General features: G+C 71.7%; 11 protein-coding genes and 1 tRNA gene. 8 read left to right on the top strand and 4 right to left on the bottom strand.

Annotated features, from left to right (window positions below):
- Window positions 1–487: 487 nt before the first annotated feature.
- A complete protein-coding gene (locus tag VED21_RS38915; protein WP_324891918.1) occupies window positions 488–4,909 on the bottom strand; it encodes a beta strand repeat-containing protein in 4,422 nt (1,473 codons plus the stop codon).
- Between the two features lie 241 nt (window positions 4,910–5,150).
- Between VED21_RS38915 and VED21_RS38910 the strand changes: the two genes are divergently transcribed.
- The 4 genes from VED21_RS38910 (at window position 5,151) to VED21_RS38895 (ending at window position 16,706) form a co-directional block, all read left to right on the top strand.
- Window positions 5,151–8,162 (top strand): glycosyltransferase, encoded by a 3,012-nt coding sequence (locus VED21_RS38910; RefSeq protein WP_324891916.1) that lies wholly within the window; start codon window positions 5,151–5,153, stop codon window positions 8,160–8,162.
- A 38-nt stretch (window positions 8,163–8,200) separates the two neighbouring features.
- Window positions 8,201–8,581 (top strand): DUF6165 family protein, encoded by a 381-nt coding sequence (locus VED21_RS38905; protein ID WP_324891914.1) that lies wholly within the window; start codon window positions 8,201–8,203, stop codon window positions 8,579–8,581.
- Window positions 8,578–12,417 carry a tetratricopeptide repeat protein gene (locus VED21_RS38900; protein ID WP_324891912.1) on the top strand — a complete coding sequence of 1,280 codons (3,840 nt, stop codon included), beginning with the start codon at window positions 8,578–8,580 and terminating at the stop codon, window positions 12,415–12,417. Before VED21_RS38905 ends, VED21_RS38900 begins: the two co-directional genes overlap by 4 nt.
- A gap of 113 nt (window positions 12,418–12,530) precedes the next feature.
- Window positions 12,531–16,706, top strand: coding sequence for a hybrid sensor histidine kinase/response regulator (locus tag VED21_RS38895; protein ID WP_324891909.1), 4,176 nt, complete (start codon window positions 12,531–12,533; stop codon window positions 16,704–16,706).
- On the opposite strand, the gene VED21_RS38890 is transcribed toward VED21_RS38895, so the two are convergent.
- Together VED21_RS38890 and VED21_RS38885 are read right to left on the bottom strand one after the other, a co-directional pair.
- On the bottom strand, window positions 16,670–17,404 hold the full coding sequence (locus VED21_RS38890; protein ID WP_324891907.1) for a response regulator transcription factor: 735 nt from the start codon (window positions 17,402–17,404) through the stop codon (window positions 16,670–16,672). The two genes, VED21_RS38895 and VED21_RS38890, sit on opposite strands and share 37 nt — an antisense overlap.
- A gap of 350 nt (window positions 17,405–17,754) precedes the next feature.
- Window positions 17,755–18,516, bottom strand: coding sequence for an IclR family transcriptional regulator (locus VED21_RS38885; protein WP_324891906.1), 762 nt, complete (start codon window positions 18,514–18,516; stop codon window positions 17,755–17,757).
- Between the two features lie 225 nt (window positions 18,517–18,741).
- Here VED21_RS38885 and VED21_RS38880 point away from each other — a divergent pair, with 225 nt between their 5' ends.
- The 4 genes from VED21_RS38880 (at window position 18,742) to VED21_RS38865 (ending at window position 23,536) form a co-directional block, all read left to right on the top strand.
- Complete coding sequence (locus tag VED21_RS38880) at window positions 18,742–19,968, top strand: ABC transporter substrate-binding protein (protein WP_324891904.1); 1,227 nt, start codon at window positions 18,742–18,744, stop codon at window positions 19,966–19,968.
- A gap of 69 nt (window positions 19,969–20,037) precedes the next feature.
- On the top strand, window positions 20,038–21,558 hold the full coding sequence (locus VED21_RS38875) for an aldehyde dehydrogenase (protein ID WP_324891902.1): 1,521 nt from the start codon (window positions 20,038–20,040) through the stop codon (window positions 21,556–21,558).
- Window positions 21,559–21,587: 29 nt separating this feature from the next.
- Window positions 21,588–22,358, top strand: coding sequence for an SDR family NAD(P)-dependent oxidoreductase (locus VED21_RS38870; protein ID WP_324891900.1), 771 nt, complete (start codon window positions 21,588–21,590; stop codon window positions 22,356–22,358).
- A gap of 65 nt (window positions 22,359–22,423) precedes the next feature.
- On the top strand, window positions 22,424–23,536 hold the full coding sequence (locus VED21_RS38865) for a CoA transferase (protein ID WP_324891899.1): 1,113 nt from the start codon (window positions 22,424–22,426) through the stop codon (window positions 23,534–23,536).
- A gap of 43 nt (window positions 23,537–23,579) precedes the next feature.
- Here the strand turns inward: VED21_RS38865 and VED21_RS38860 are convergent.
- Window positions 23,580–23,656: transfer RNA gene (locus tag VED21_RS38860), tRNA-Met, on the bottom strand.
- Window positions 23,657–23,699 lie beyond the last annotated feature (43 nt).

Here is a 23,699-nt window from a genome sequence, read left to right as displayed (position 1 = left end):
GCACCTCGGCGATGCTGGTCGCCATTCGCTTGCCGCCGCTCGCCATCAGCAGCGCGGCGCCGACGTTGACCACCAGCAGCGCGATCACCGCAGCGAAGCCAAGCATCAGGCGCCGGCTTATGCGCAGGTCGTTGTACCAAGCCATGAGCATCCCCCATCTGAAGCGCGCGCCCGTTCGTTTTGTTCGTATGGCGCACAATCAGAATGGAAGGAGGTCTCTTAACAGAGCGTTTCAGTTGGGTATCGGATTGTCCAAATTTTGACTATTGCGGCGCCGAGGCGCCGAACAACGCGTGCGTGAGGCAAATAATTTCGCTGCCACAGGCAATAAATTTCGGGCTTTCTGTCGGAGAATTTCGGCATTAAGGAGAGGGCGATCATCCCAGGATTCGCGACAACCTCCTCCGTCAATCGGCATGCCCAAGCTGAGGACGCCGCCATGGCGGCGTGACCCAACGGGCACCAAGACTATGCTTGCACCACGGCACTACGATCCGCTGGGCAGGATGAGGATATCGCTGGCGCTGAGGGTTCGCACGTTCAGCACGGCGATGGTGACGGCTGCTGCCGCGCCGGAACCGTCGGCGTCGAAGGACAGCGCACCGGTGCGCGTGTTGAAGACGAACAGGTCGTCGCCGTCGGCAGCCACGTCCAGGGCAAAGTTGCGCGCGGACAGCGTGCCCGCCGCCAAGTTGCCGAAGTTCGGGCTGAGCACGGCGATCCTGTCCACCCCCGCCTGGAAGTCGGTGATGACGTCGCCGCCACCTGCCGGTGCGTTGACGCGGAACACGTCCGCCCCTTCGCCGCCGCCCAGCGTGTCGGTCCCGGCTCCGCCATCCAAAGTGTCGTCGCCGAGGTTGCCGTGCAGCGCATCGTCACCCTGGCCGCCGAACAGGGCGTCGTTCCCCTGGCCGCCGAACACGGTGTCCGCCCCCAGGTTGCCGTACAGCGCATCGCCCCCGAGGTTGCCGTAGAGCACGTCGCCGTCCTGCCCGCCGAAAGCGGTGTCCGCATCCTGTCCGCCGAACAGCGTGTCCGCCCCCTGGTTGCCGTACAGCAGATCGTCCTGCTGGTTGCCGTACAGCACGTCGTTGCCGATGCCGCCGGTGACGGTGTCGTGGCCCTCGTCGCCCCAGAGCTGGTCATCGCCCCCCTCGGAACCGACGAAGTCGTTGCCGCCGCCGCCGCGCAGCGTGTCGTCGTCGGCGCCCAGCACGATGATCTGGTTGCCGCTGTCGCCGACCACCATCTGCGAACCTGCGCCGCCGGTCACCTGGACGTCGCCGACGATGGCGGCGAACTCGACGTTCTGAAGCTGGATCACCGTGCCCTTGGGCAGGTTGCGCACGTCGATGACGAGGGCCTGCTGCTGCGTGCTGGGGCTCGCCCCGCCGCCGGTCGCCGGGACGGTGGGCGTGCCGGTGATGATGATGGGTGCTGCCGGCGGCGTCGTCGGGTCGGCCACGACCGGCACGATGGTGCGCACCGTCAGCTCAGCGTTGGCCGGCAGTTCGCCCAGGAACGCCTGGCCGACGCTGGTCATCTTGCCCTTGTCCTCGGGCTTGTCCTGCGTGCGGCTCTCGATGGCCTGGATCAGCCCCTGGATGCCCTGGCCGGCGCCCGTCTGACTGGTCGTGGTGGTGGTCTCCACCTGCAGGCCGACGCCGACCGGCAGGTGCGCTTCCAGCACCGTCTGCCCCACGGTGTCCCTGGCCAGCGGGATGTCGGCGTTGCTGGTCGTGGCGTCCTGTTCGCTGCGCGTGGTGGTGACGACGGGCACGGACAGCGTCTGCGTCACCGTGCCGTCGGACCTGGTCTGCGTCGTCTGCTGCACCTGGACGCCGTCCACCGTCTGCGTCGTCGTGGTCTGCACGACGCCCGGCGTGGTGGGCGGGGTTGGGGTCGAAGGCGTGTCGTCCTGCGGCGGGGGCGGCGCGGAGGCTACGGTGGTGAAGTTGTAGGCGGTGGCGCCGCTGAGCCCGGCGTAGGCGTTCCCCGCCGCGTCGGTCAGCGCCCCGGCCGCGATCTCCACGTAATACGACGCTGCGTTGTCGAGCGTGGCGTTCGGGTTGATGGTGACCTGGGTGCCGACGATGGTGACCCGCGCATCGGTGACGGCGAAGGTCTCCACCGGCGTGCCGACGCCGGTTTTGTACAGCGTCACCGCGCCGGTGCCGGCCTGCACGGCTTCGGCGAACGTCAGCACGAGGTTCTGCGTGACGCCCACGCCCGTGGCGTTGTCCACCGGGGAGCTGGAGGCCAGCGTCGGCGCGTTGGCGTCGATGGCGTCGCTGCCCTGCGCGATGGCCGTGGTGTGGGTGGCGCTGGCGTTGCCGGCCGCGTCGGTCAGAACCACGCTGACCGGGATCGAGGACGCCGCCGCCACGTCGGTGCCGCCGCTGGTCACCGTGAACGTCGCCCGGTAGGTCGAGTTGTCGTAGCGCGTCAGGTTGCCCAGCGCGAAGCCGCCGATGGTGCTGCTGCCCAGCGTGTAGGTGTCGAGGTGCGAACCGACGGAGATGGTGGCGGTCACCACGTCGCCGACCTTCATCGTCGCGTTCGGGATCGACACGCCGGTGATCGACGGCCGGTTGGCGTCGATGGCGTCGCTGCCCTGCACGATGGCGGTGGTGTAGGCAGCGCCGGTGTTGCCCGCGGTGTCGGTGAGGACGACACTGACCGGCACGTTCGACGCGGCGGCGACGTCGGTGCCGCCCTCGGTGACGGTGAAGGTTGCGGTGTAGGTGGAACCGTTGGTGCGGTTCAGGTTGCCCAGCGCGAAGCCGCCGATGCTGCTGGATCCCAGCGTGTAGGTATCGGCATCCGAGGTGACGCCGATGGTGGCGGTCACCACGTCACCGACCTTCATCGTCGTGTTGGCGACCGACACGCTGGAGACCACCGGCCGGTTGGCATCGATCGAATCGCCCGCCTGTCCCGACACGCCGGTGGTGTAGCTGCCGCTGGAGTTCCCGGCGGCGTCGGTCAGCACGATGCTGACGGGAATGTCGGAGGCACCGGCCACGTCGGTGCCGCCGTTGGTGACGGTAAAGGTGGCCCGGTAGGTCGAGTTGTCGACCCGCACCAGGTTGCCCAGCGCGAAGCCGTCGATCGAGCTGCTGCCCAACGTGAATGTGTCGGTGTGGGAGCCGACGCCGATGGTGGCGGTGACGATGTCGCCGACCTTCATCGCCGATGTTTGCGACAGCGTCACCCCGGTGACCGTCGGCGCGTGGGCGTCGATGGCGTCGCTGCCCTGGCTGATGGCGGTCGAATAGGTGGTGCTGGAATTGCCCGCGGTATCGCTCAGCACCACGCTGACCGGCACCGTCGACCCTGCCGCGACGTCGGTGCCGCCTTCGGTGACGGTGAAGGTCGCGGTGTAGGTGGAGCTGTTGCTCCGGTTCAAGTTGCCCAGCGCGAAGCCGCCGATGGTGCTGCTGCCCAGCGTATAGGTGTCGGCATCCGAAGTCACGCCGATGGTGGCAGTCACCACGTCGCCGACCTTCATCGTCGCGTTCGCGATCGACACGCTGGAGACCACCGGCCGGTTCGCGTCGATGGCGTCGCCGCTCTGGCTGATGGACGTGGTGTAGGCGGTACTGACGTTTCCGGCGCTGTCGCGGTAGACGATGCTGACCGGCAGGTCGGCGGAGGCTAGGTAGTCGGTGCCGCCGCTGGTCAACGTGAAGGTGGCGGTATAGGTCGAGCTGTTCAGCCGCGACCCGGCGGCCAATTGGTAGCCGGCGATGCTGCCGGTATCCAGGATCAGGGTATCGCTGTCCGATGTGACCCCGATGGTGGCGGTGACGATGTCCCCGGCCTTCGCCGCGCTGTTGGAAATGCTGACCGAGGTGACGGCGGGCGCGTTGGCGTCGATGGCATCCCCCGCCTCTCCCGACACGCCGGTGGTGTAGACGGTGTTGGCGTTGCCGACGCTGTCGGTCAGCACGATGCTGACCGGGATGTCGGCGCTGCCAGCCACGTCGGTGCCGCCGCTGGTCACCGTGAAGACACCGGTGTAGGTGGAGTTGTCGACGCGGCTCAGGTCGCCGAGCGCGAAGCCGTCGACGGTGCTGGTGCCCAGCGTGTAGGTGTCGCTGTCCGACGTCACGCCGATGGTGGCGGTCACCACCTCGCCGATCTTCATGGCCTCCGTCTGCGACAGCGTCACGCCGGTAACGGACGGCGGCGTCGCGTCGATGGTGACCGTCAGCGCCGAGGAGGCGGTGGAGGTGTTGCCGGATGCGTCGATCGCCTTGGCGGTCAGGGAGTGCTGGCCGTTGCTGAGCGAGGAGGAGGTGATGGTCCAGTTCCCGCCGCTGGACGCCGTGGCGGTGCCGACGGCGGTGCTGCCGCCGTCGTACAGGATCACCCGGCTGTTGGCCTCGGCCGTGCCGGTGTAGGTGCCGGCGGCCTTCCGGGTCCAGTCGTCGGTGTCGTACTGGCCGGTGTCGTCGGCGGCGATCAGGTCGGGCGCGGACGGCGCGCCGGGTGCGGTGGTGTCCACGGAGAAGGTGAAGCTGTCGAAACAGGGCTTGAACGCGGTCGAACTGGTGACCGTGAATCCGGTGACGCCCGTCCAGTTCACGGTATGAATGGTCGGGTTGTTGACGCCGGAGATGGAGGCCAGACTGGCGGCGGAGTTGCTGCCACCAATCGGCGTGGCGGTCCCGGTCACGGTCCCGCTGTTGCTCCCGAACCCGAAGGACGTCAAGTCCACCGCGGACGAGAACGTCACGGTGACGGTGGTGACGGCGGCCATGGGGGCCGTGGTCACCACGGCGTCCATGTAGGAGGAGAAGATCGTGTCGGCCGTGACGGTGACCACCACGCCGGACACCATCTGCTGGACGCTTCCCGTACCGAAGCCCGTGGTCGACGTCGAGGCGAAATCGAAGACAGCCATGCCACACCCGATCCTTCACCATCCCGCTTGGCATCCGTCGCGCCGGCAATGGGCGAAGGCTGCGCGGGTTTTGAGTTAAATCCGCTATGCCACCCTAAAGGTGGTAGGTCGACAGGATATGGACGGGATGTGAACAGCCGTTCACATCGGCGGTTTTTCCGCCCGGCGCGCGTTGCACAAGCGCCCGGAACTCGGGCAGGATCGCGCGCACGTCCCTGTGTTTCAGCCCGGTTCCTCTCCTATGCACCCCCCGCAGCCGGCGGACAGCGCGGCGCTGATCTCCTGCCTGATGGTGACGCGCGACCGGTTCGCGCAGGCGTGCCTCTCCATCGACTGTTTCCTGCGGCAGACCTACCCCCACCGCGAGTTGGTCATCATCGACGACAGCCGGGACGACCGGCTGGCCCGGCACGTGGCCGCCCTGGGCGATCCCCGCATCATCGTCGAGCGCGCCGCCGACCCGGCACCGACGCTGGGGGAGGCGCGCAACCGCTCCGTCGACCGCGCGTCGGGCCGCTACGTCTGCCAATGGGACGACGACGACCTCTACGACCCGCGCCGGCTGGAGGTGCAGATGCGCGCCCTGGCCGAGGCGGGGGCGCAGGCCTGCATGCTGCACCGCTGGACGATGTGGTGGCCGGACACCGGCCGCCTCGCCACGTCGCTGCGGCGGACGTGGGAGGGGTCGCTGCTGTGCGAGAAGGCGGCGATGCCGCGCTACCCCGCCATGCGGCGCAGCGAGGATACCGCGCTGGTGGACGCGCTGATGCGCAGCGCCAACGTGGTGCTGCTGGACGAGCCGCGGCTCTACGTCTACGTCGCGCACGGCCGCAACACCTTCGAGGCCGGGCACTTCGAGGCGCACTGGCAACACGCCGACGAACGCTTCGAGGGGGAACGCTTCCGCGCCCTTTGGGCCGAGCTGGCCGAGCGGATGCCGCTCAACGCCTACGCCCGCAGCCGCGCGGCCGCCGCTCCGCCCGCAGCGGACCCGGCGGCCCGGCCGGTGCTGGGCACCGTGGTGATCCCCTGCTACGACATGGCCGGCAGCATCGCCGGCACCCTGGACAGCGTGGCCGCGGCGGTGGACTTCCACCGGACGCGGACCGACGCGCGCCAGGGCGAGGTGCGCGTGGTGGTGGTCGACGACGCGTCCGCCGACGACGGGGCGGAGCGCGCCATGGCCTGGGCGCGCGGCCGGCCGGACCTCGACGTCGTGGTGGTGCGGCGCGCCCGCAACGGCGGAGCGGCGGCGGCGCGCAACCTTGGGGCGGCCTGCGCGGCGGGCGATCTGCTGTGGTTCCTCGACGCCGACGACGCGTTCCTGCCGCCGCACCTGACGGTGGGCGTGCTGACGATGGACGCCGTGCCGGACGTCGGCGCCGTGCGCACGCGCCTGGACTACAGCCACCCCGTCCACCCCGACTGGCGCAAGCCCATCGAGGAGTCGGTGCCCATCGCCCTGTGCGTGCGCAGGACCTGCCACGACTTCGTCGGCGGGTTCCCGGAGGACGAATGCTACCGCGAGGCCGGCGGCGAGGACGTGGGCTACGCCGTGCTGCTCAACGCCGCCTTCCTGGTCGCCGAGGCCGACGTGGAGACGGCGCGCTATGTCCGCCGGCCGGGCAACAACTTCGACCGCCAGTACGAGAAGTTCCGCCACCCGCTGGCCGAGCGCGCCCGCTTCCCCGCCGACGGCACCCCGGCGCAGGAGCAGGCACGGGAGGCCGCGCGGGCGCGGGCGATGGACGTCCTGCTGGGGCGGATGCACCGGCCCTTCGACGGGCCGCCGCGCAACATCCCCGGCCAGACGCGCCGGGTGCCGGTGTCCTTCCCCGCGCACGCCTTCGCCGATCCAGCCGAACGCATCGCCCGCGCGGCCGGGGAGTTCATCGAGCGCCACCGCCGCGACCCGCAGGCCTGCCCCCTCGACGCGCGCAGCGAACCGCTGGTGCGGGCCATCGGGCAGGAAGCCGCCGACGCCGGCCCCGATGCGGCGCTCCACCGGCTGCTGGCCATCGTCCGCCGCCACGACGCGTGGTTCTTCAAGCTGGCCGCCGCTGTTGCGGCGCAGCAGCTCGGCCGGCGGGCGGAGGCGCTGGACCTGGTCGAGCGGGCCCGCGGCCAGAATCCGATGGACCTGTACGCGCAGGAACTCTGGCTGGGCCTGCAGGAGGAGGCGATGGGCCGCTCCCGCCTGGAGGAGATCGACGCCGGCCTCAAGGGCCGCTTCTGCGAGCGCCCGTTCAAGTGGATGGAGTTCGTCGGCAAGGACGCCTGGGTCTGCTGCCCCTCCTGGCTGCCGGTGCCCATCGGCGCGGCCGAGGCCGCCGGGGCGGCGTGGACCGGCGCCACGGCGCGGGCGATCCGCGCATCCGTGCTGGACGGCAGCTTCCGCCATTGCAGCCGCCTGAACTGCCCGTGGATCGCCGACGGCGCCCTGCCCCGACGCGAAGACGTCGCGGCCGACGCGTGGCACACCCCGGCACCACCGCCGCCCACCTACCTGAACCTGGGCTACGACGACTCCTGCAACCTCAGCTGCCCGTCCTGCCGCACGGAGATGCGGGTGGCGAACGCCGAGGCGCAGGAGAAGGTCCAGGACCACTACCGCCGCTGCGTCGAGCCGATGGTGGCGACCGCCGCGGTCGTCAACGTCACCGGCTCCGGCGATCCGTTCGCCAGCCGCCACTTCCGCGCCCTGATCAAGGATCTTGGGAGGCGCCCGGACCTGCGGATCGACCTGCAGACCAACGGCGTCCTGTTCGACGAGCGGGCGTGGGAAGACCTGTCGCTGTCCGGCCGGGCGCGCCGGGTCTGGGTCTCGCTCGACGCCGCCGATCCGGCGACCTACGACCGCGTGCGGCGCGGCGGCGACTTCGGGCGCGCCCTGCGCAACGTCGCCTTCCTGGCCGGCCGGCGCGCGGCGGGGGAGCTGGCCTTCCTCGGCCTCGACTTCGTGGTCCAGCAGGCCAACTTCCGCGAGATCCCGGACTTCGTGGCGCTGGGGGAATCCCTGGGGGTGGACCGCGTGCGCTTCAACATGATCCGCAACTGGGGGACCTTCGGCGCCGCGGAGTTCGCCGGCCACTTCATCGGCTCCCCCCGCCACCCGGAGCATGCGGACTTCGCCGCGATCCTGGACGGCCCGGCCTTCGCCGCCCCCATCGTCGACCCCGGCAACCTGTGGCAGTTCGTCCGGCGGACCCGTCCGCCCGTACACGCGCCGGATCCCGACGTGCTGCGAACCTGAAGCCCCCTTTCAATGCCCCTGCCCGTGGAATTGCCCTTATGACCCTGCGCGTGCCCGTCTCCTGGGGAGAGCTGCTGGACAAGATCGCCATCCTGGAGATCAAGGCCGAGCGCATCGGCGACGCCGCCAAACGCGCCAACGTGACGCGTGAGCTGGCCGAGCTGTGCGGCGTGCGCGACGCCTCGGGCGCCGACCTGGGCGCCGTCGTCGGCATCGTCGCTGGCCTGAGGGCCGTCAACGAGACGCTGTGGGAGGTGGAGGACGCCATCCGCCTGCTGGAGCGGCGCCAGGACTTCGGCCCGGCCTTCGTGGCGCTGGCGCGCCGCGTCTACATCACCAACGACGAGCGCGCCCGCCTGAAGCGCGTCATCAACGACGCGCTCGGCTCCGAGTTGGTCGAGGAGAAATCCTACGCGTGAGCGCCACGGCCGAACGCCTGAACGCCGCAGCCGCCCATCTCCGGGCCGGCCGCCTCGCCGCCGCCCGCGAAACGCTGGCCGCGCTGCCGGCGGAGGAGGCGCGCCGGCCGGACGCGCTGCACCTGATGGGCGTGGTGGCGCTCCAGTCCGGCCAGCCGTCGACGGCCGTCGACCTGCTGCGCCGCGCGGTCGGCGCCGACGGCTTGCAGGCGCACTATCGCTCCAACCTCGGCTTGGCGTGGCGCGCCCTGAAGCGCGACGCGGAGAGCGCCGCCGAGTTGCGGCGTGCCGTGGCCTTGCGCCCGGACGGTGCCGACTACCTCGCCAACCTGGCGGCGGCGCTGCACGCGCTGGGCCGCCTGCCGGCCGCCGCCGGACTGCTGGGCCGCGCCGTCCGGCTGGCGCCGGGGCACGGCTCGGCCAACGCCGCTCTCGGCGCCGTGCTGGGCGACCTGGGCCGCCCGCAGGACGCGCTGACCGCTCTCGACGCCGCCCTGGCGTGCGCGCCGTTGCTGGCGGAGGCGCATTACAACCGTGGCGGCGCGCTGCGCGCACTGGACCGGCACGCGGACGCCGCCGCCGGCTACCGCCGGGCGCTGGCGCTGCAGCCGGCGCACGCCGACGCGCTCAACAACCTGGGGATCACGCTGCGCGCGCTGGACCGGCCGGCCGTGGCGGCCGCGCTGTTGCGGCGCGTGCTGCGCCTGCGGCCGGATGACGTGGAGGTGCTGAACAACCTCGGCAACGCGTTGCACGACGCGGGCGCCCTGGACGAAGCAGCCAGCACCCTCGGCCGCGTGGTGGCGGCGCAGGCGAACGCGGCCGGGAACGACGACCCGGCGGTACTGAGCGACCACGGCGTGCGCCTGCGCGCCGCCGGCCGGCCGGCGGAGGCCGCCGGGCTGCTGTGCCGCGCCGTGGCGCTGCGGCCCGACCATCCCAACGCCTACGGCAACCTGGGCCCGACGTTGCGCGCGCTGGGCGATGCCGCCGCCGCGGCGCGACAGCTGCGCCGCGCGCTGGCGCTCAGCCCGGCATTCGCCCAGGCGCACTACAACCTCGGCAACGTCTTCCTGGCCGGGGAACGCTACGGCGACGCGGCAGCCCGCTTCCGCGCCGCCCTGGCGCTGAACCCTGGCGATTCCTCGGCGCTCAACAACCTGGGCGTGGCGGCCCGTGAGTCCGGCGACCCGCGCAGGGCGGCCGACGCCTTCGCCCGCGCCACCCGGCTGCGCGGGGCCGAGGCCGGCGGCGTGGCCAACCTGGGTGCGGCGATGCTGGATCTGGGCGAGCTGGACGGTGCCGCCGCGCGGCTGGCGCAGGCGGCGCGCCTCGACCCCGCCTGCGCCGAGGCGCGCAAGAACCTGGGCATGACGCTGCTGTTGCGCGGCGACCTCGAACCGGGTTGGGCGGAGTACGAGCACCGCTGGGACACCGCCGACTTCCGCCGCCGCGCCTTCCCGCAGTCGCGCTGGCGGGGCGAGGGCATCGCCGGACGCACCATCCTGGTCTATGCCGAGCAGGGGCTGGGCGACACGCTCCAGTTCGTCCGCTACGTGCCGCTGCTGGCGGCGCGTGGCGCCCGCGTGGTGCTGGAGGCGCCGCGCGTCCTGCACCGGCTGCTGTCCACGCTGCTTGGCGGCGCCACGCTGATCGGGGTCGGCGAGCCGCCACCCGACTTCGACGTGCACTGCCCGCTGCTCAGCCTGCCGCTGGCCTTCGGCACGCGGCTGGAGACGGTGCCCGCCGCCGTCCCCTATCTCGCCGCGGAGCCCGCGCGCATCGCCCATTGGCGCGAGCGCCTGCCGAAGGCACCGCTGCGCGTCGGCATCGTCTGGCAGGGCAACCCGGCGGCGAAGGTCGACCGCGGCCGCTCGCCGCCGCTGTCGTGCTTCGTGCCGCTGGCGCGGGTGCCCGGCGTGGCCCTGGTCAGCCTGCAGAAGAACCACGGGCTGGACCAGCTCTCCGCCTTGCCGCCGGACGTGACGGTACACACGCTGGGCGAGGACTTCGACAGCGGCCCCGACGCCTTCCTCGACACCGCGGCCGTGATGGAGAACCTGGACCTGATCGTCACGTCGGATACCTCGGTCGCCCATCTCGCGGGGGCGCTCGGGCGGCCGACGTGGCTGGCGCTGAAGGCGGTGCCGGACTGGCGCTGGCTGATGGAGCGAAGCGACAGCCCCTGGTACCCGAGCATGCGCCTGTTCCGCCAGGAGACGCCCGGCGACTGGGGCCCGGTCTTCGCCCGCATGGCGGCGGAGCTGCCCGCCCTGTCGCCCGCCGCCGCGGGCGCGGACGCGCTGCGCCGCCTCCTGGCGCTCGACCCTTGCGCGGCCGAGGCGCGCAGCGACCTGGGGATGCTGGCGGGAAAGGCCGGCGACGCGCCGCGCGCGGCGGCGCTGCTGCGCCAGACCGTCGCCGTGCGGCCGGATTGGGCCGACGCCCACAACAACGCCGGCATCGCGCTGCGTGCCGTCGGCCAGCCGGACGCCGCGCGGGCCAGCCTGCGCCGCGCCCTTCTCCTGGCGCCGGACCATGCGGAAGCGCCCTGTCACATCGGCAACGCGGAGTTGGCCGCCGGCCGGCCGGCGCCGGCCGCCGCGGCGTTCCGGCGCGCCATCGCGGCGCGGCCGGGCTTCGCGGCGGCCTACAACAATCTCGGCCACACGCTGCTGGAGCTGTCCGACGTCGCCGCCGCCGTCACCACGCTGGAGCGCGCCCGGTGCCTGCAATCGGGGGACGCGGGGGTGGCCGCCAATCTGGCGGCGGCGATGCACGGTCTCGGCCGGCTCGACGCCGCCGCCGATGCCTACCGCGCCGCCGTCGACGCCGACCCGGCGAATGCGGCGGCGCGGACCAACCTGGGCATCACGCTGCTGCTGCGCGGCGACCTGGAGGCCGGGTGGCGGGAGTACGAGCACCGCTGGAACCTGCCGGAGTTCAGGCGGCCGCCCCTGACGCAGCCGCTCTGGCGCGGCGAGGACCCGGCCGGGCGGACGATCCTCGTGCACGCGGAGCAAGGGCTGGGCGACGTCCTCCAGTTCGCGCGCTACCTGCCGCTGCTGGCCGAACGGGGCGCGCGGGTGATCTTCGCCGCGCCGCGCATTCTGCACGCGCTGCTGGCGACGCTGCCCGGGCCGGTGCGGCTGGCCGATCCGGACGCGGCGCTGCCGGAGGCCGACCTGCAGTGCCCGCTGCTCAGCCTGCCGCTGGCCTTCGGTACCCGGCTGGACACCATTCCGGCCCAGGTTCCCTATCTGGCCGCCGAACCCGGCCGGGCAGCGGCGTGGCGCGGCCGGCTGCCGGACGCCCGTCTGCGGATCGGCATCGCGTGGCAGGGCAAGCCGACGGCGAAGGTCGACCGCGGCCGCTCGCCGCCGCTGTCGTGCTTCGTGCCGCTGGCGCGGGAGCCCGGCGTGGCCCTGGTCAACCTGCAGAAGAACCACGGGCTGGACCAGCTCTCCGCCTTGCCGCCGGACGTGACGGTACACACGCTGGGTGAAGACTTTGACAGCGGCCCCGACGCCTTCCTCGACACCGCGGCCGTGATGGAGAGCCTGGGCCTGATCGTCACCTCCGACACCTCCATCGCCCATCTCGCCGGGGCGCTCGGGCGGCCGACGTGGCTGGCGCTGAAGGCGGTGCCGGACTGGCGCTGGCTGATGGAGCGAAGCGACAGCCCCTGGTACCCCGGCATGCGCCTCTTCCGCCAGGAGACGCCCGGCGGCTGGACCCCGGTCTTCGCCCGCATGGCGGCGGGGTTGCGCATGGCCGGGCGCCGGTCAGCGGAAACCGGATCGTTCGAACCCGCGGCTCAAGGCCCGTCGAATTGAGCAATACCCGGCCGCTGTCCGGGGCGCCGATACGCCGCTGTGGACGCATTGCGCCCCCGCGGCGAGTTGGCGCAAGATCGCGGAGCGCCCTTCGAACAGCTCGGTTTCTCTCCATGCGGCTCATGCACCGGCTGCGGCCGGTACTCTGGATGGTCCTGGCGTGGCTGGTTGCCGTGGCCCCTCCGGTCCACGCGCGGGATGCCGCTCAGGAGCCGTGGAGCCGCCTGAGCAGCCCGCTGTTCAGCCACATCGGGCAGGCCGAGGGGCTGCCCTATCCGGTCGCCCTGGCCCTGGCGCAGGACGGCGACGGCTTCCTGTGGTTCGGCACGCCCGGGGGTCTCGCGCGCTGGGACGGCTACCGGATGCGCGTGTTCCGCCACCGCAGCGGCGACCCGGACTCGCTGCCCGAGAACATCATCGCCGACCTCAAGGTCGATGAGCGGGGCCGGCTGTGGGTCGGCACCGTCTCGGGCCTCGTCGCGCGCTACGACCCGGCGCGGGAAGGCTTCATCACTCACCGCGACAAGGACGGTGGCGGCGGCCGGATGCTGGGCTTGGAGAATGATGGCGCCGGTGGCCTGTGGGTCGTCGGGACCAGCGGCATCGCCCATCTCGACCCCACGTCCGGGCAATGGCGGCGTGACGACCCGGCGGCCGTCGGGCTGCCGCGCGGCGAGGTGTCGGCCGTTCGGCGCGACCGGCAGGGCACGCTCTGGCTGGGCACCGCGTCCGGCCTGATGCGATTGGCCGGCAGCGGCCGCTTCGAACCGGTGCCGATGGCGGACGGCGCCGATCCGGTGGCCGCCACCACGCTGTTCGAGGACCGGACCGGCATGCTGTGGTTCGGCACGGCGACCGGCCGGGTCGGCACCGTCGATACCACGGCCGGCGACACCACAGCCGGCGCCGCCGGCACGGCGCGCGCCCGGCTGCTGGAGGCCCGCTTGCTGGATAGGGTGGCGCCGTCCGGACATCGGGTCACCGCCATCGTCGAGCCGGAGCCGGGCACCCTGTGGATCGGCGAGTTCGGCGGCGGCATCCGCGAGCTGCGCACGGCGAGCGGCGCCGTGCGCGCGATCCGCCACGATCCGAAGGCCGACACCAGCCTCAGCGATGATTCCGTTTCGGACATGCTGGTCGACCGGTCCGGGCTGGTGTGGGTCAGCGGCGTGGGCGGCGTCGACCGGCACAACCCGACCGACCATGGGATCGGGACGATCCTGCCCACGGCCCCCGATGGGCTGTTGGGCAAGGACGTGCGCAGCATGGCGGTGCGTGCCGACGGCACGGTCTGGCTGGGCTTCCGCAGCGAGGGCATTGCGCTGCTGGACCCGCTCGCCGGCCGCGTGGCCGAGATCCAGCCGGGTGCGGGACCCGGCGTCGGGCTGCCCCGGCAGATGGTCCAGGCCCTCGCCGTGCAGGCGAACGGCGACGTCTGGGCCGGGATGCGCCAGGGCCTGCACCGGGTGGAACCGGCGACCGGCAAGGTGTCCGCCTTCGTGCCGTTCGCAGGCGCCAACGTGCTGTCGCTGCTGATGGAGGAGCCGACGCTGTGGGTCGGCGGCAGCCGGGGGCTGGCGCGCATCGACCTGACGGCGGGCACGGCGCGCCTCTTCGCGCGCGAGGCCGGCCGCGCCGACAGCCTGAGCGACAACAGCGTGCAGGCCCTGCTGCGCGACAGCAAGGGGCGGCTGTGGGTGGGAACGCAGCGCGGGCTGAACCTGTTCGATGCCGAGCGGGGCACGTTCCGCCGCTTCCTGCACGACCCCGACGACCCGGACAGCCTGCCCAACGACATCGCCAACGCGTTGCTGGAGGACCGCCAGGAGCGGTTGTGGGTCGGCACGGCCAACGGCATCGGCATCCTCACCCCGGGGCCTGACGGCAAGGCGCGCTTCCGGCACCTGGGCAGCGCCCATGGGCTGCCGCACGACACCGTCACCGTCCTGCTGGAGGGTCGGGACGGCGTGGTCTGGGTGGGCGGCGGCGACCGCCTGGCCATGGTCGATCCCCAGACCCTGTCCGTTCGCACCTTCGGGCCGGTGGAGGGGGCGGGGATCCGCACCCATTGGGCAGGCTCCGGCGCGCGGCTGCCGGATGGCACGCTCCTCTTCGGCGGGTTTGGCGGGATGACGGTCGTCCGCCCCAAGGTGCAGCCGGATTGGGTCTTCCGGCCGCCGGTCGTGGCGACGGAGGTGCGCATCGGCGGCAAGCCCGTGCCGGTCCCTGCGGGCGGCGCACCCGTCCTCGTCCCGCCGGACGACCGCCACGTGGAGGTCGAGTTCGCAGCACTCGATCACTCGGCCCCGCGGCAGAACCGCTACGCTTATCGGCTGGAGGGGTTCGACCGTGATTGGGTGGCCGCCGACGCCAGCCATCGCCGGGCGACCTACACGGGCCTGCCGCCGGGTTCCTACCGCCTGCTGGTCCGCGGCAGCAACCGCGACGGCGTGTGGAGCGAGCCGCCGCTGATCCTGTCCCTGGAGGTGCTGCCGGCCTGGTATGAGACCCTATGGTTCCAGGGCGCCGCCATGCTGGCCGGGCTGACGCTGCTGTTCGCCGGCGTGCAGGGGCGCACCGCCATCCTGCGTCGCCGCCAGCGGGAGCTGGAGCGGCAGGTCGCCCTGCGCACGGCCGAGGTGCAGGCGGCGCACGCCCGCGCCCTCGGCGAAGAGGCCGCCGCCCGCCGAGCGAAGGAGGAGGCGGAGGCCGCCGACCAGGCCAAGTCGCGGTTCCTGGCGGTCGTCAGCCACGAAATCCGCACGCCGCTGAACGGCGTGTTGGGCATGCTTCAGATGCTCGATCCGCGCGGGCTCGACGGCGAGCAGCGCCGGCGGGTGGAGATCGCCAAGCAGTCGGGCGACACTCTCATCGGCCTGATCGAGAGCATCCTGGAGTACGGGCGCTACGAAGCGGAAAGCGAGACCGTGCACGCCAGCGTGATCGATCCCCGCCGCCTCGCCGAAGGGGTCGTGGAGCTGTACCGGCCGCAGGCCGAGGCGAAGGGTGTCGCCTTCGACCTGGACATCGCGCGGGAGATGCCGGCGCTCATCCGCTGCGATCAGGTGCGCATCGCCCGGATCCTGCACAATCTTCTGGGCAACGCCATCAAGTTCACGCCGCGCGGACGCATCGCCGTGTCGATCGGCTGCACGCCGGATCCCGGCCAGGAGCGGTGCACGCTGCGCGTCGAGGTCGCGGACAGCGGGATCGGCATCGCACCCGACATGCACGAGGCCATCTTCCGGGACTTCGTCCAGGCCGACCATTCCATCGCCCGGCGGTTCGGCGGCACCGGCCTGGGCTTGGCCGTCTGCCGGCGGATCGCGGCGCTGCTGGGCGGCAGCCTGACGGTGGAGAGCGCCGTCGGGGTGGGAAGCACCTTCCATCTGGCCGTGCCCGTGGCGGTGGTTCGGGACGAGCCCGCCGCCCCGGCCGCCGCACCGGAGGACGAGCGCCTGACGATTCTTCTGGTCGACGACGATCCGGTCAACCGCGAGGTTGCCGTCGGGCTGTTCGGGCGCCTGGGGCATCGGGTCGAGGTCGCGGCCAACGGTGTCGCGGCTGTCGCCGCCGCCCAGACCGCCACCCAGACCGCCGCCGGGGCCGGGTTCGACGTCGTGGTGATGGACCTGCACATGCCCGGCATCGATGGTGTCGAGACGATCCGGCGGATCCGGGATCTGCCGCCGCCGGCCGGAGGAGAGTGGCGCTTCATCGTGATGACGGCCGATGTCACGGAGGAAGCCCGCCAGCGGTGCGCCGGGGCCGGGATCGCCACGATCCTGAGCAAGCCGCTGCATCTCGACGCCCTCCGCGACGCGCTGGCCTCGACGCCGGGCGAGCGGCGCCGACCGGCGCCGCGCGTTGCGGCCGGCACCGACCCATCCGGCTGCCTCGACATTCCCTTCCTCTTCGGCCAGTGGGAAGCGATGGGCACGGCCGAACTGGTCCGGCTGACCCGGCTGTTCGGCCGGATGTCGCTGCGAACCGTCGCCGACCTGGAAGCCGCGGCGGCCGTGGACGACCAGCCGGCGGTGCGGATGCTGGCCCACCGGCTGCGCAGCGCCGCGGGCGCGCTCGGGCTGGTCAAGCTGGTGGCGGCGGCAGCGGCGGTCGAGAAGGCGGCGGAGGGTTCGGCCGGGGCCGACGCCGCGCTGGTGGGACGGTTGCGCCGCCTGCGCCGGGCGTCGCTCGACGCGCTCTTCCTGGCGGCGCGGACGCAGACACCGCCGGCCGGGCAGGCCGGGGATCAGGACGGCGCTTCGGTCTTGGCGCCCAACTTGTAGCCGATGCCGGGAACGGTGACGATGACGGGCTGCCCGTCATCGGCCGGCACCAGTTTGCGGCGCAGCCGCCCCACCAGGGTGTCGACCGTGCGCAGGTCACCGGCCAGGGTGCGGTTGCTCACCACCTCGATCAGGTATTCGCGGCTCAGCGGCCGGCCGTCCGCCTCGGCCAGCGCCGCCAGCAGGTCGAACTCCGCCCGTGTCAGCTGGATCACCGCGCCATCGCGCACGGCCAGCTCGCGCCGGGTCAGGTCGATGAGCCAGGGGCCGAACGCGACGATGGAGTTCCGGCGGGGCGTCCCGCGCTCCAGCGTGCGGCGGCGCAGCAGGGCGCGCGTGCGCGCCAGCAGTTCGCGCAGGTTGACCGGCTTGGTGACGTAGTCGTCGCCGGCCAGTTCCAGCCCGACGATGCGGTCCGTCTCGCTGTCCTGCTGCGTCACGAAGATGATGCCGACCGCGCTCTCCGCCCGGATCTCCTGGGCGAGCTGCAGGCCGCTGCCATCGGGCAGGTGGATGTCGACGAGCAGCAGGTCGGGTTTCGTCCGGCGCATCAGCTGCCGGCACTCGCCGCCGTTGGCCGCCTCGTCGACTAAAAACCCCTCGCGCGCGAAGTAGCTCGCGATCATCGACCGAGTGACGGGATCGTCCTCCACCACGATCAGCCGCGCGCGCACGTCCTCTGCCCGAAATTGCTCCATCTGTCCGCAGTCGTTACTTGAGGTTCGAGCCACGCTGCCGCTCAACAGCAGAGCGGATTATAGGACGAGTAGGGGCTTTGTTGGAGAATTTAAGAGCGCGCGGAGGCCGGTTCCGTTGAAAATTCTGGTGTAGGCGACTAAGGAACGGGTTCTGCTGTCTTAGGTGGCGGATCCGAACGGGGGCGGTCGGGACACGGCCCACGGCCAAAGAGTTCGCTTGCCACGTCGCCCCATTCCGAAATGGGCAAACAGAGCCGCCGGCTCTACCCGCCTGATGCGATTCGAGCGCGTGTGGGACCTTGAAACAAGCCACGCCGAGACGGCATGACCGGGCTCGGCGCGAGTGGCCTTCAGCCGGGCTCCCCGGATGCGCCGGCCTGCAGGTCGACATCGTGCGCAGCGATGGCGCGCCGGATCGTTTCGGCCGTCCGGGGCCTGCGGTCGAGGCACCGGGACACGGGGCCGGCCACCACCACCGACAGCTTCCGGTTGCCGATCGGCAGCGGCAGCGACACGCCGGCCAGATCCGGGATGTATTCCGAACAGCTCTGGTGGTAGCCGCGCTCCTGCGCCTGCCGCAGTTCGCTCTCGATCGCCTCCACGTCCATGGGGGTCGTGTCCGAATAGCGTTCGAACGCCAGCTTGCGGTAGATGGCCTGCCGGCCGTCGGGCGGCAGCTGCGCGAGGATCGCCCGCCCCACCGAACTCGCGTGCGCGGGCACCCGGTCGCCCACCTGGGCGTGGTAGCGAACCGAGTGGCCGGACTCCACCACGTCCAGGAACATCGCGAACGGGCCGCTGAGCGCGGCGATCGCCGTCGTCTCCCCGGTTTCCCGGGCGATCTGCGCGATCATCCGGTGCGCCGCCTCCGGCAGCGGCTCGGCGTCGGAAATGCACTGCACCAGCTTCAGCCAGCGGGGGGTCGGATAGTACCCCGCCCGCGGACGCGGCTCGTAGAGATAGCCCTTCTCGACGATCGTCCCGACCAGGTTGAAGGTGCTCGACCGTGGCCAGCCGAGGTCGTCCGAAATCTCGGCAAGCGTGGCCGGCCGCCGGCGCTGCGAAAAATATTCCAGCAACTCCAATACGTTGGCGGCCTGCTTGACGCTCATGAGACACATCATCCGATCAATCGTCCGTCACCTTTTCTAGCCGAGCGCGTGCCGTCGGCGCAAGGCGCTTGACGCCAAAATTCCTGTGTGAGCATAATAAATTCACGGACAGGAATTATCTGGATCCTGGACCAGCGGCGGAAGCCATCCAGCCCGACACCGGCCCCAAACCCGGGCAACGCCGCGGAGCGCACCAAACGAACAAAGCGAATGGGAGGAAAACCAATGCCGTCACCTCGATGCGGAGCCGCGCTGGCGCTGGCTCTGTCCGCATTCCTCGGCGCCTGCCCCGCGGCGGTGGCGCAGGTGCCCGTGAAGCTCGGCGTGCTGGCCGACATGTCCGGCATCTTCTCCGACATCGGTGGAAAGGGGGCCCTGGAAGCGACCCTGATGGCGGTGGAGGACTTCAGGAAACTGCCGGGCGGGGACGCGCTCAAGATCGAGGTGGTTTCCGCCGATGCGCAGAACAAGCCGGACATCTCCAGCACCATCGCGCGCACGTGGTTCGACACCGAAGGCGTCGACGCGCTGATCGACCTGCCGACCAGCGCCATATCGCTGGCCATCGCGCCGCTGGTGAAGGACAAGAACAAGGTGGCGCTGTTCACCGCCTCCGGCACCTCCGAACTGACCGGCAAGGCCTGCACCCCGAACTCCGTGCACTGGACCTACGACACCTGGGCGCTGGCGCACGGCACCGCCGAGGCCATCGCGAAGGCGGGCGGGAAATCGTGGTTCTTCCTGACCGTCGACTTCGCGCTCGGCCACTCGCTGGAGCGCGACGCCACCTCGGTGATCGCCGCCAACGGCGGCCGGGTCGCAGGCGCCGTCCGCCATCCCACTGACACCAAGGACTTCTCCTCCTACCTGCTGCAGGCCCAGGCGTCCGGCGCGCAGGTCGTGGCGCTCGCCAACGCCGGCGGCGACACCATCACCGCCATCAAGCAGGCGGCGGAGTTCGGCATCGTCGAGAGCGGGCAGAAGCTGGCCGGCATGCTGCTGTTCATCTCCGACATCCATTCGCTGGGGCTGAACACGGCGCAGGGCCTGCAGCTCACCACCGCCTTCTACTGGGACCTGAACGAACGCACGCGCGCCTTCGGCAAGCGCTTCGCCGAGCGCAACAACGGCCGCCACCCCAGCATGAACCAGGCCGGCGCCTATTCGGCGGTGCTCGCCTACCTGAAGGCCGTGGCGACGGTGGGCTCGGCCAAGGACGGGGCCGCGGTGGTGAAGGCGATGCGCGCGGCGGGCACCTTCGACGACCCGCTCTTCGGCGAGACCCGCCTGCGGGAGGACGGCCGCGTCGTCCACCCCATGATGCTGGTCCAGGTGAAGAAGCCGTCGGAATCGAAGGGTCCGTTCGATTACTACAAGGTGCTGGCCACCATCCCCGCCGAACAGGCGTTCCGGCCGCTGAAGGACAGCGAGTGCCCGCTGGTCGGCAAGTAGCGCGAAGCGCGCCTGCAAAAAACCCCCACCGCCATCACCCATGAACCGAGACATGAACCGAGAGGGGTCATGAGTTCGAACACCCATGCCGCGGCGCCGCCGCCGGCCGACACCATCATGCGTCATGAGCGGCTCTTCATCGGCGGGGCCTGGGTCGCTCCTGAGGACGGCGGGCTCATGGAGAGCATCGACCCGTCCGTGGGGCGCCCCTGGGCGATCGTCGCCTACGGCGGCGCCCGCGACGTCGACAAGGCCGTCGCCGCCGCGCGCGCCGCGCTGGAGGGGCCCTGGGGCCGCATGCCCGGCCACGAGCGCGCCGCCCTGATGCGCCGCTTCGCCGACCTCTACAAGGAGCGCGCGCGGGCGCTCGCCGTGCTGGAAACGCGCGATTCCGGCCGGGCGTTGCGCGAATCCCTGGCGGACGTCTCCGGCCATTCCAACGCCTACCACTGGTGGGCGTCCCTGGCCGACAAGCATTCCGGCCGCACCATCCCCATCGACGACAGCGTGCACGCCTTCACGTCCCGCGTGCCGGTCGGCGTGGTGGGCGCCATCACGCCGTGGAACGTGCCGCTGATGGCCGCGGCGTGGAAGCTGGGGCCGGCACTCGCCGCCGGGTGCACGGTGGTGCTGAAGCCGGCCGAGCACACGCCGGTCACCTCGCTCGAACTGGGCCGGCTGTTCGAGGAGGCGGGGTTCCCGCCGGGCGTGGTCAACATCGTTCCGGGCTACGGCAGGGACGGGGCCGGCGAACACCTCGTCGCCCACCCCGGCGTCGACAAGATCGCCTTCACGGGGGAGGGGGCCACGGCCAAGGCGATCCTGCGCGCCGGGGCCGACACCATGAAGCGCTTCACCTTCGAGCTGGGCGGCAAGTCCCCGCACATCATCTTCGCCGACGCCGACCTGGAACAGGCGCTCAACGCCGCCACCAACTCGGCCTGGACGCTGTGCGGACAGAGCTGCGCGCTCGGTTCCCGCGTGCTGGTGCAGCGGCCCGTCTACGACCGGGTGGTTGCCGAGTTCGCGCGGCGCGCCGGCCGCGTCCGGGTCGGGCCGCCGCTCGACGAGGCCACCCACATGGGCCCGCAGGCGCACGCCGAGCAGCTCGCCAAGACGCTGTCCTACATCGACGCCGGGCGCGCCGAGGGGGCCGAGTTGGTCACCGGCGGCCATCGCCTGACCGGGCCGGGGCTGGACGCGGGGTACTTCGTCGAGCCCACGGTCTTCGCCAACGTGTCCAACACCATGCGGATCGCCCGCGAGGAGATCTTCGGCCCGGTGGCGGCGCTGATCCCGTTCGACGACGAGGAGGAGGCGGTGGCGCTGGCCAACGACACCAGCTACGGCCTCACGGCCGGGCTGTGGACCGGCGATGTGGGACGCGCCCACCGGGTGGCCAGCCGCATCCGCGCCGGCATGGTGTGGGTGAACACCTACCGCTTCATCCGCTGGTCCACCCCCTACGGCGGCTTCAAGGCCAGCGGCTGGGGCCGCGAGAACGGGATCGAGGCGCTCGATTCCTACCTGGAGACGCGCACCACGGTGATCAGCACCACCGGCCGCTTCCCCGACGCCTACGCCACCTGATTTTCCCTTCCAATCGGAGAGAACCGATCATGCGTCTCGCCAACAAGCTCGCCGTGGTGACGGCGGCCGCCTCCGGCATGGGCCGCGCGGGTGTGGACCTGTTCCTGCGGGAGGGCGCCCGGGTGGCGGCCGTGGACATCGACGCCGACGCGCTCGCCGGCCTCGCCGCGGAGATGGCGGCCAAGGGCCACGCCATCGAGACCATCCGGGCCGACCTGTCCCGGCCGGAGGAGGTGCGCGGCTCCATCGCCGACGCCGCCGGGCGCCTGGGCGGCATCGACGTGCTGTGGGCGCACGCCGGGACGCCGGGGCCGGCGGGCGTGGAGAACCTCGACCTCGCGGCGTACGAGCACGCGATGGCGCTGAACGTCACCTCGGCCACCCTGGCGGCGGGGGAGGTCATCGGCCACATGCGCCGGCGCGGCGGCGGGTCGGTGGTGTTCACCGCCTCGGTGTCCGGCCTCGTGGGGTCCATGTTCAGCCCGGTCTACTCCGCCGCGAAGTTCGCCGTGGTGGGGCTGACCAAGTCGCTGGCCCAGCGCTTCGCCTCCGACAACGTGCGCGTGAACGTGGTGTGCCCGGGGCTGGCGGACACGCCGATGAAGCTGGGCTTCACCGGCCGCTCCGGCGATCCGGCCGAAGCCGCCGCGAACCAGGAACGCATGCTCGCCGCCGTGCCCATGGGCCGCCTGTGCAGGGCGGAGGAGGTGGCGCACGCGGTGCTCTGGCTGGCGTCCGACGACGCCTCGTTCGTGACCGGCGTGGCGCTGCCCGTGGACGGCGGCTTCACGGCGCGCTGATGCAAGCGGGCGGCGAGCGGCGCTGCCGCCGCCCCACTCGGAAAACCTATGCAGGAGGCCGCTCCATGGCCGGGCCGCTCGACACCATCACCGTGATCGATCTCAGCACCGTGATCGCCGGCCCCTATGCCGGCCACATCCTGGGCGACCTCGGGGCGCGGGTCGTCAAGGTGGAGCCACCCGCCGGCGACATCATGCGCGCCGCCGGCCCGGCCCGCTCGCCCGGCATGGGGGCGGCCTTCCTCAACTGCAACCGCAACAAGGAAAGCCGCGTGCTCGACCTCAAGGACGGGGCTCAGCGGGACGAGTTGCTGGACATGCTGGGGGAGGCGGACGTGCTTCTCCACAACATGCGCCCCGCCGCCGCCGAGCGCCTCGGGCTCGGCTACGAACCGGTGGCGGCCCGCAACCCGCGCCTGGTCTACTGCGCGATCGTCGGCTATGGCCAGGACGGCCCCTACCGCGACCGCCCGGCCTACGACGACGTGATCCAGGCCGAGGCGGGGTGGGCGGACCTCCAGGCTCGCACCGGCGGCGAACCCCGCTACGCGCCGACGATCGTCGCCGACAAGACCACCGGCCTCTACGCGGTGGCCGCGATCACCGCGGCCCTGCTGGCCCGCACGGTCTCCGGCACCGGGCAATACGTCGAGGTTCCCATGTTCGAGGTGATGGCCTCCTTCCTGGCCGTGGAGCACCTGGCCGGGCGGACCTTCCGCCCGCCGCTGGGGCCGACGGGGTACGGCCGCGTCCTGTCGCCCCACCGGCGGCCGTACCGCACAAAGGACGGCTACGTCTGCGTGATGCCCTACACGGCGGCGCACTGGCGGGCTTTCTTCGCGGCGGCCGGCCGGGACGACTGGGCGTCCGATGCCGCACTCGGCAGCGACGCCGCGCGCGCGGCGATGATCGGCACGCTCTACGAACGGCTGGCGGAGTGCCTGGCGGCGGACACCACCGGCCATTGGCTGGCGCTGCTGCGCGGCCTGGACGTTCCCTGCGCGCCCGTCAACGCCATCGACGATCTGCTGGAGGACGAGCACCTCACGGCCGTGGGGTTCTTCCAGCCGACGCTTCACCCCAGTGAGGGCGACATCCTGGGCGTCCGTTCCCCTTTGCGGTTCGCGCACGCGCGCCGTGCTCCCACCGACCCGGATGCCATGAACGGCGGCCGATGAACGGCAAAAAGCCCGCCTTTTTGGAGGCGGGCTTTTTGGTGTTTGGTTGCGGGGGCAGGATTTGAACCTGCGACCTTCAGGTTATGAGCCTGACGAGCTACCGGGCTGCTCCACCCCGCGGCAAGGCGGTTGCGTGTTGGGGGGAGGTCTGTGAGGAGGGTTT

Source organism: Azospirillum sp. (assembly GCF_035627195.1).
GTDB lineage: Bacteria > Pseudomonadota > Alphaproteobacteria > Azospirillales > Azospirillaceae > Azospirillum.
This window is presented reverse-complemented; position numbering and strand designations above follow the sequence as displayed.

Excerpts from the sequence above, each read along its gene's own strand:
- VED21_RS38875 (WP_324891902.1), top strand. The coding sequence starts at position 20,038 with ATGAGTTCGAACACCCATGCCGCGGCGCCGCCGCCGGCCGACACCATC.
- VED21_RS38865 (WP_324891899.1), top strand. The coding sequence starts at position 22,424 with ATGGCCGGGCCGCTCGACACCATCACCGTGATCGATCTCAGCACCGTG.
- VED21_RS38880 (WP_324891904.1), top strand. The coding sequence starts at position 18,742 with ATGCCGTCACCTCGATGCGGAGCCGCGCTGGCGCTGGCTCTGTCCGCA.
- VED21_RS38895 (WP_324891909.1), top strand. The coding sequence starts at position 12,531 with ATGCGGCTCATGCACCGGCTGCGGCCGGTACTCTGGATGGTCCTGGCG.
- VED21_RS38915 (WP_324891918.1), bottom strand. The coding sequence starts at position 4,909 with ATGGCTGTCTTCGATTTCGCCTCGACGTCGACCACGGGCTTCGGTACG.
- VED21_RS38905 (WP_324891914.1), top strand. The coding sequence starts at position 8,201 with ATGACCCTGCGCGTGCCCGTCTCCTGGGGAGAGCTGCTGGACAAGATC.
- VED21_RS38870 (WP_324891900.1), top strand. The coding sequence starts at position 21,588 with ATGCGTCTCGCCAACAAGCTCGCCGTGGTGACGGCGGCCGCCTCCGGC.
- VED21_RS38885 (WP_324891906.1), bottom strand. The coding sequence starts at position 18,516 with ATGAGCGTCAAGCAGGCCGCCAACGTATTGGAGTTGCTGGAATATTTT.
- VED21_RS38910 (WP_324891916.1), top strand. The coding sequence starts at position 5,151 with ATGCACCCCCCGCAGCCGGCGGACAGCGCGGCGCTGATCTCCTGCCTG.
- VED21_RS38890 (WP_324891907.1), bottom strand. The coding sequence starts at position 17,404 with ATGGAGCAATTTCGGGCAGAGGACGTGCGCGCGCGGCTGATCGTGGTG.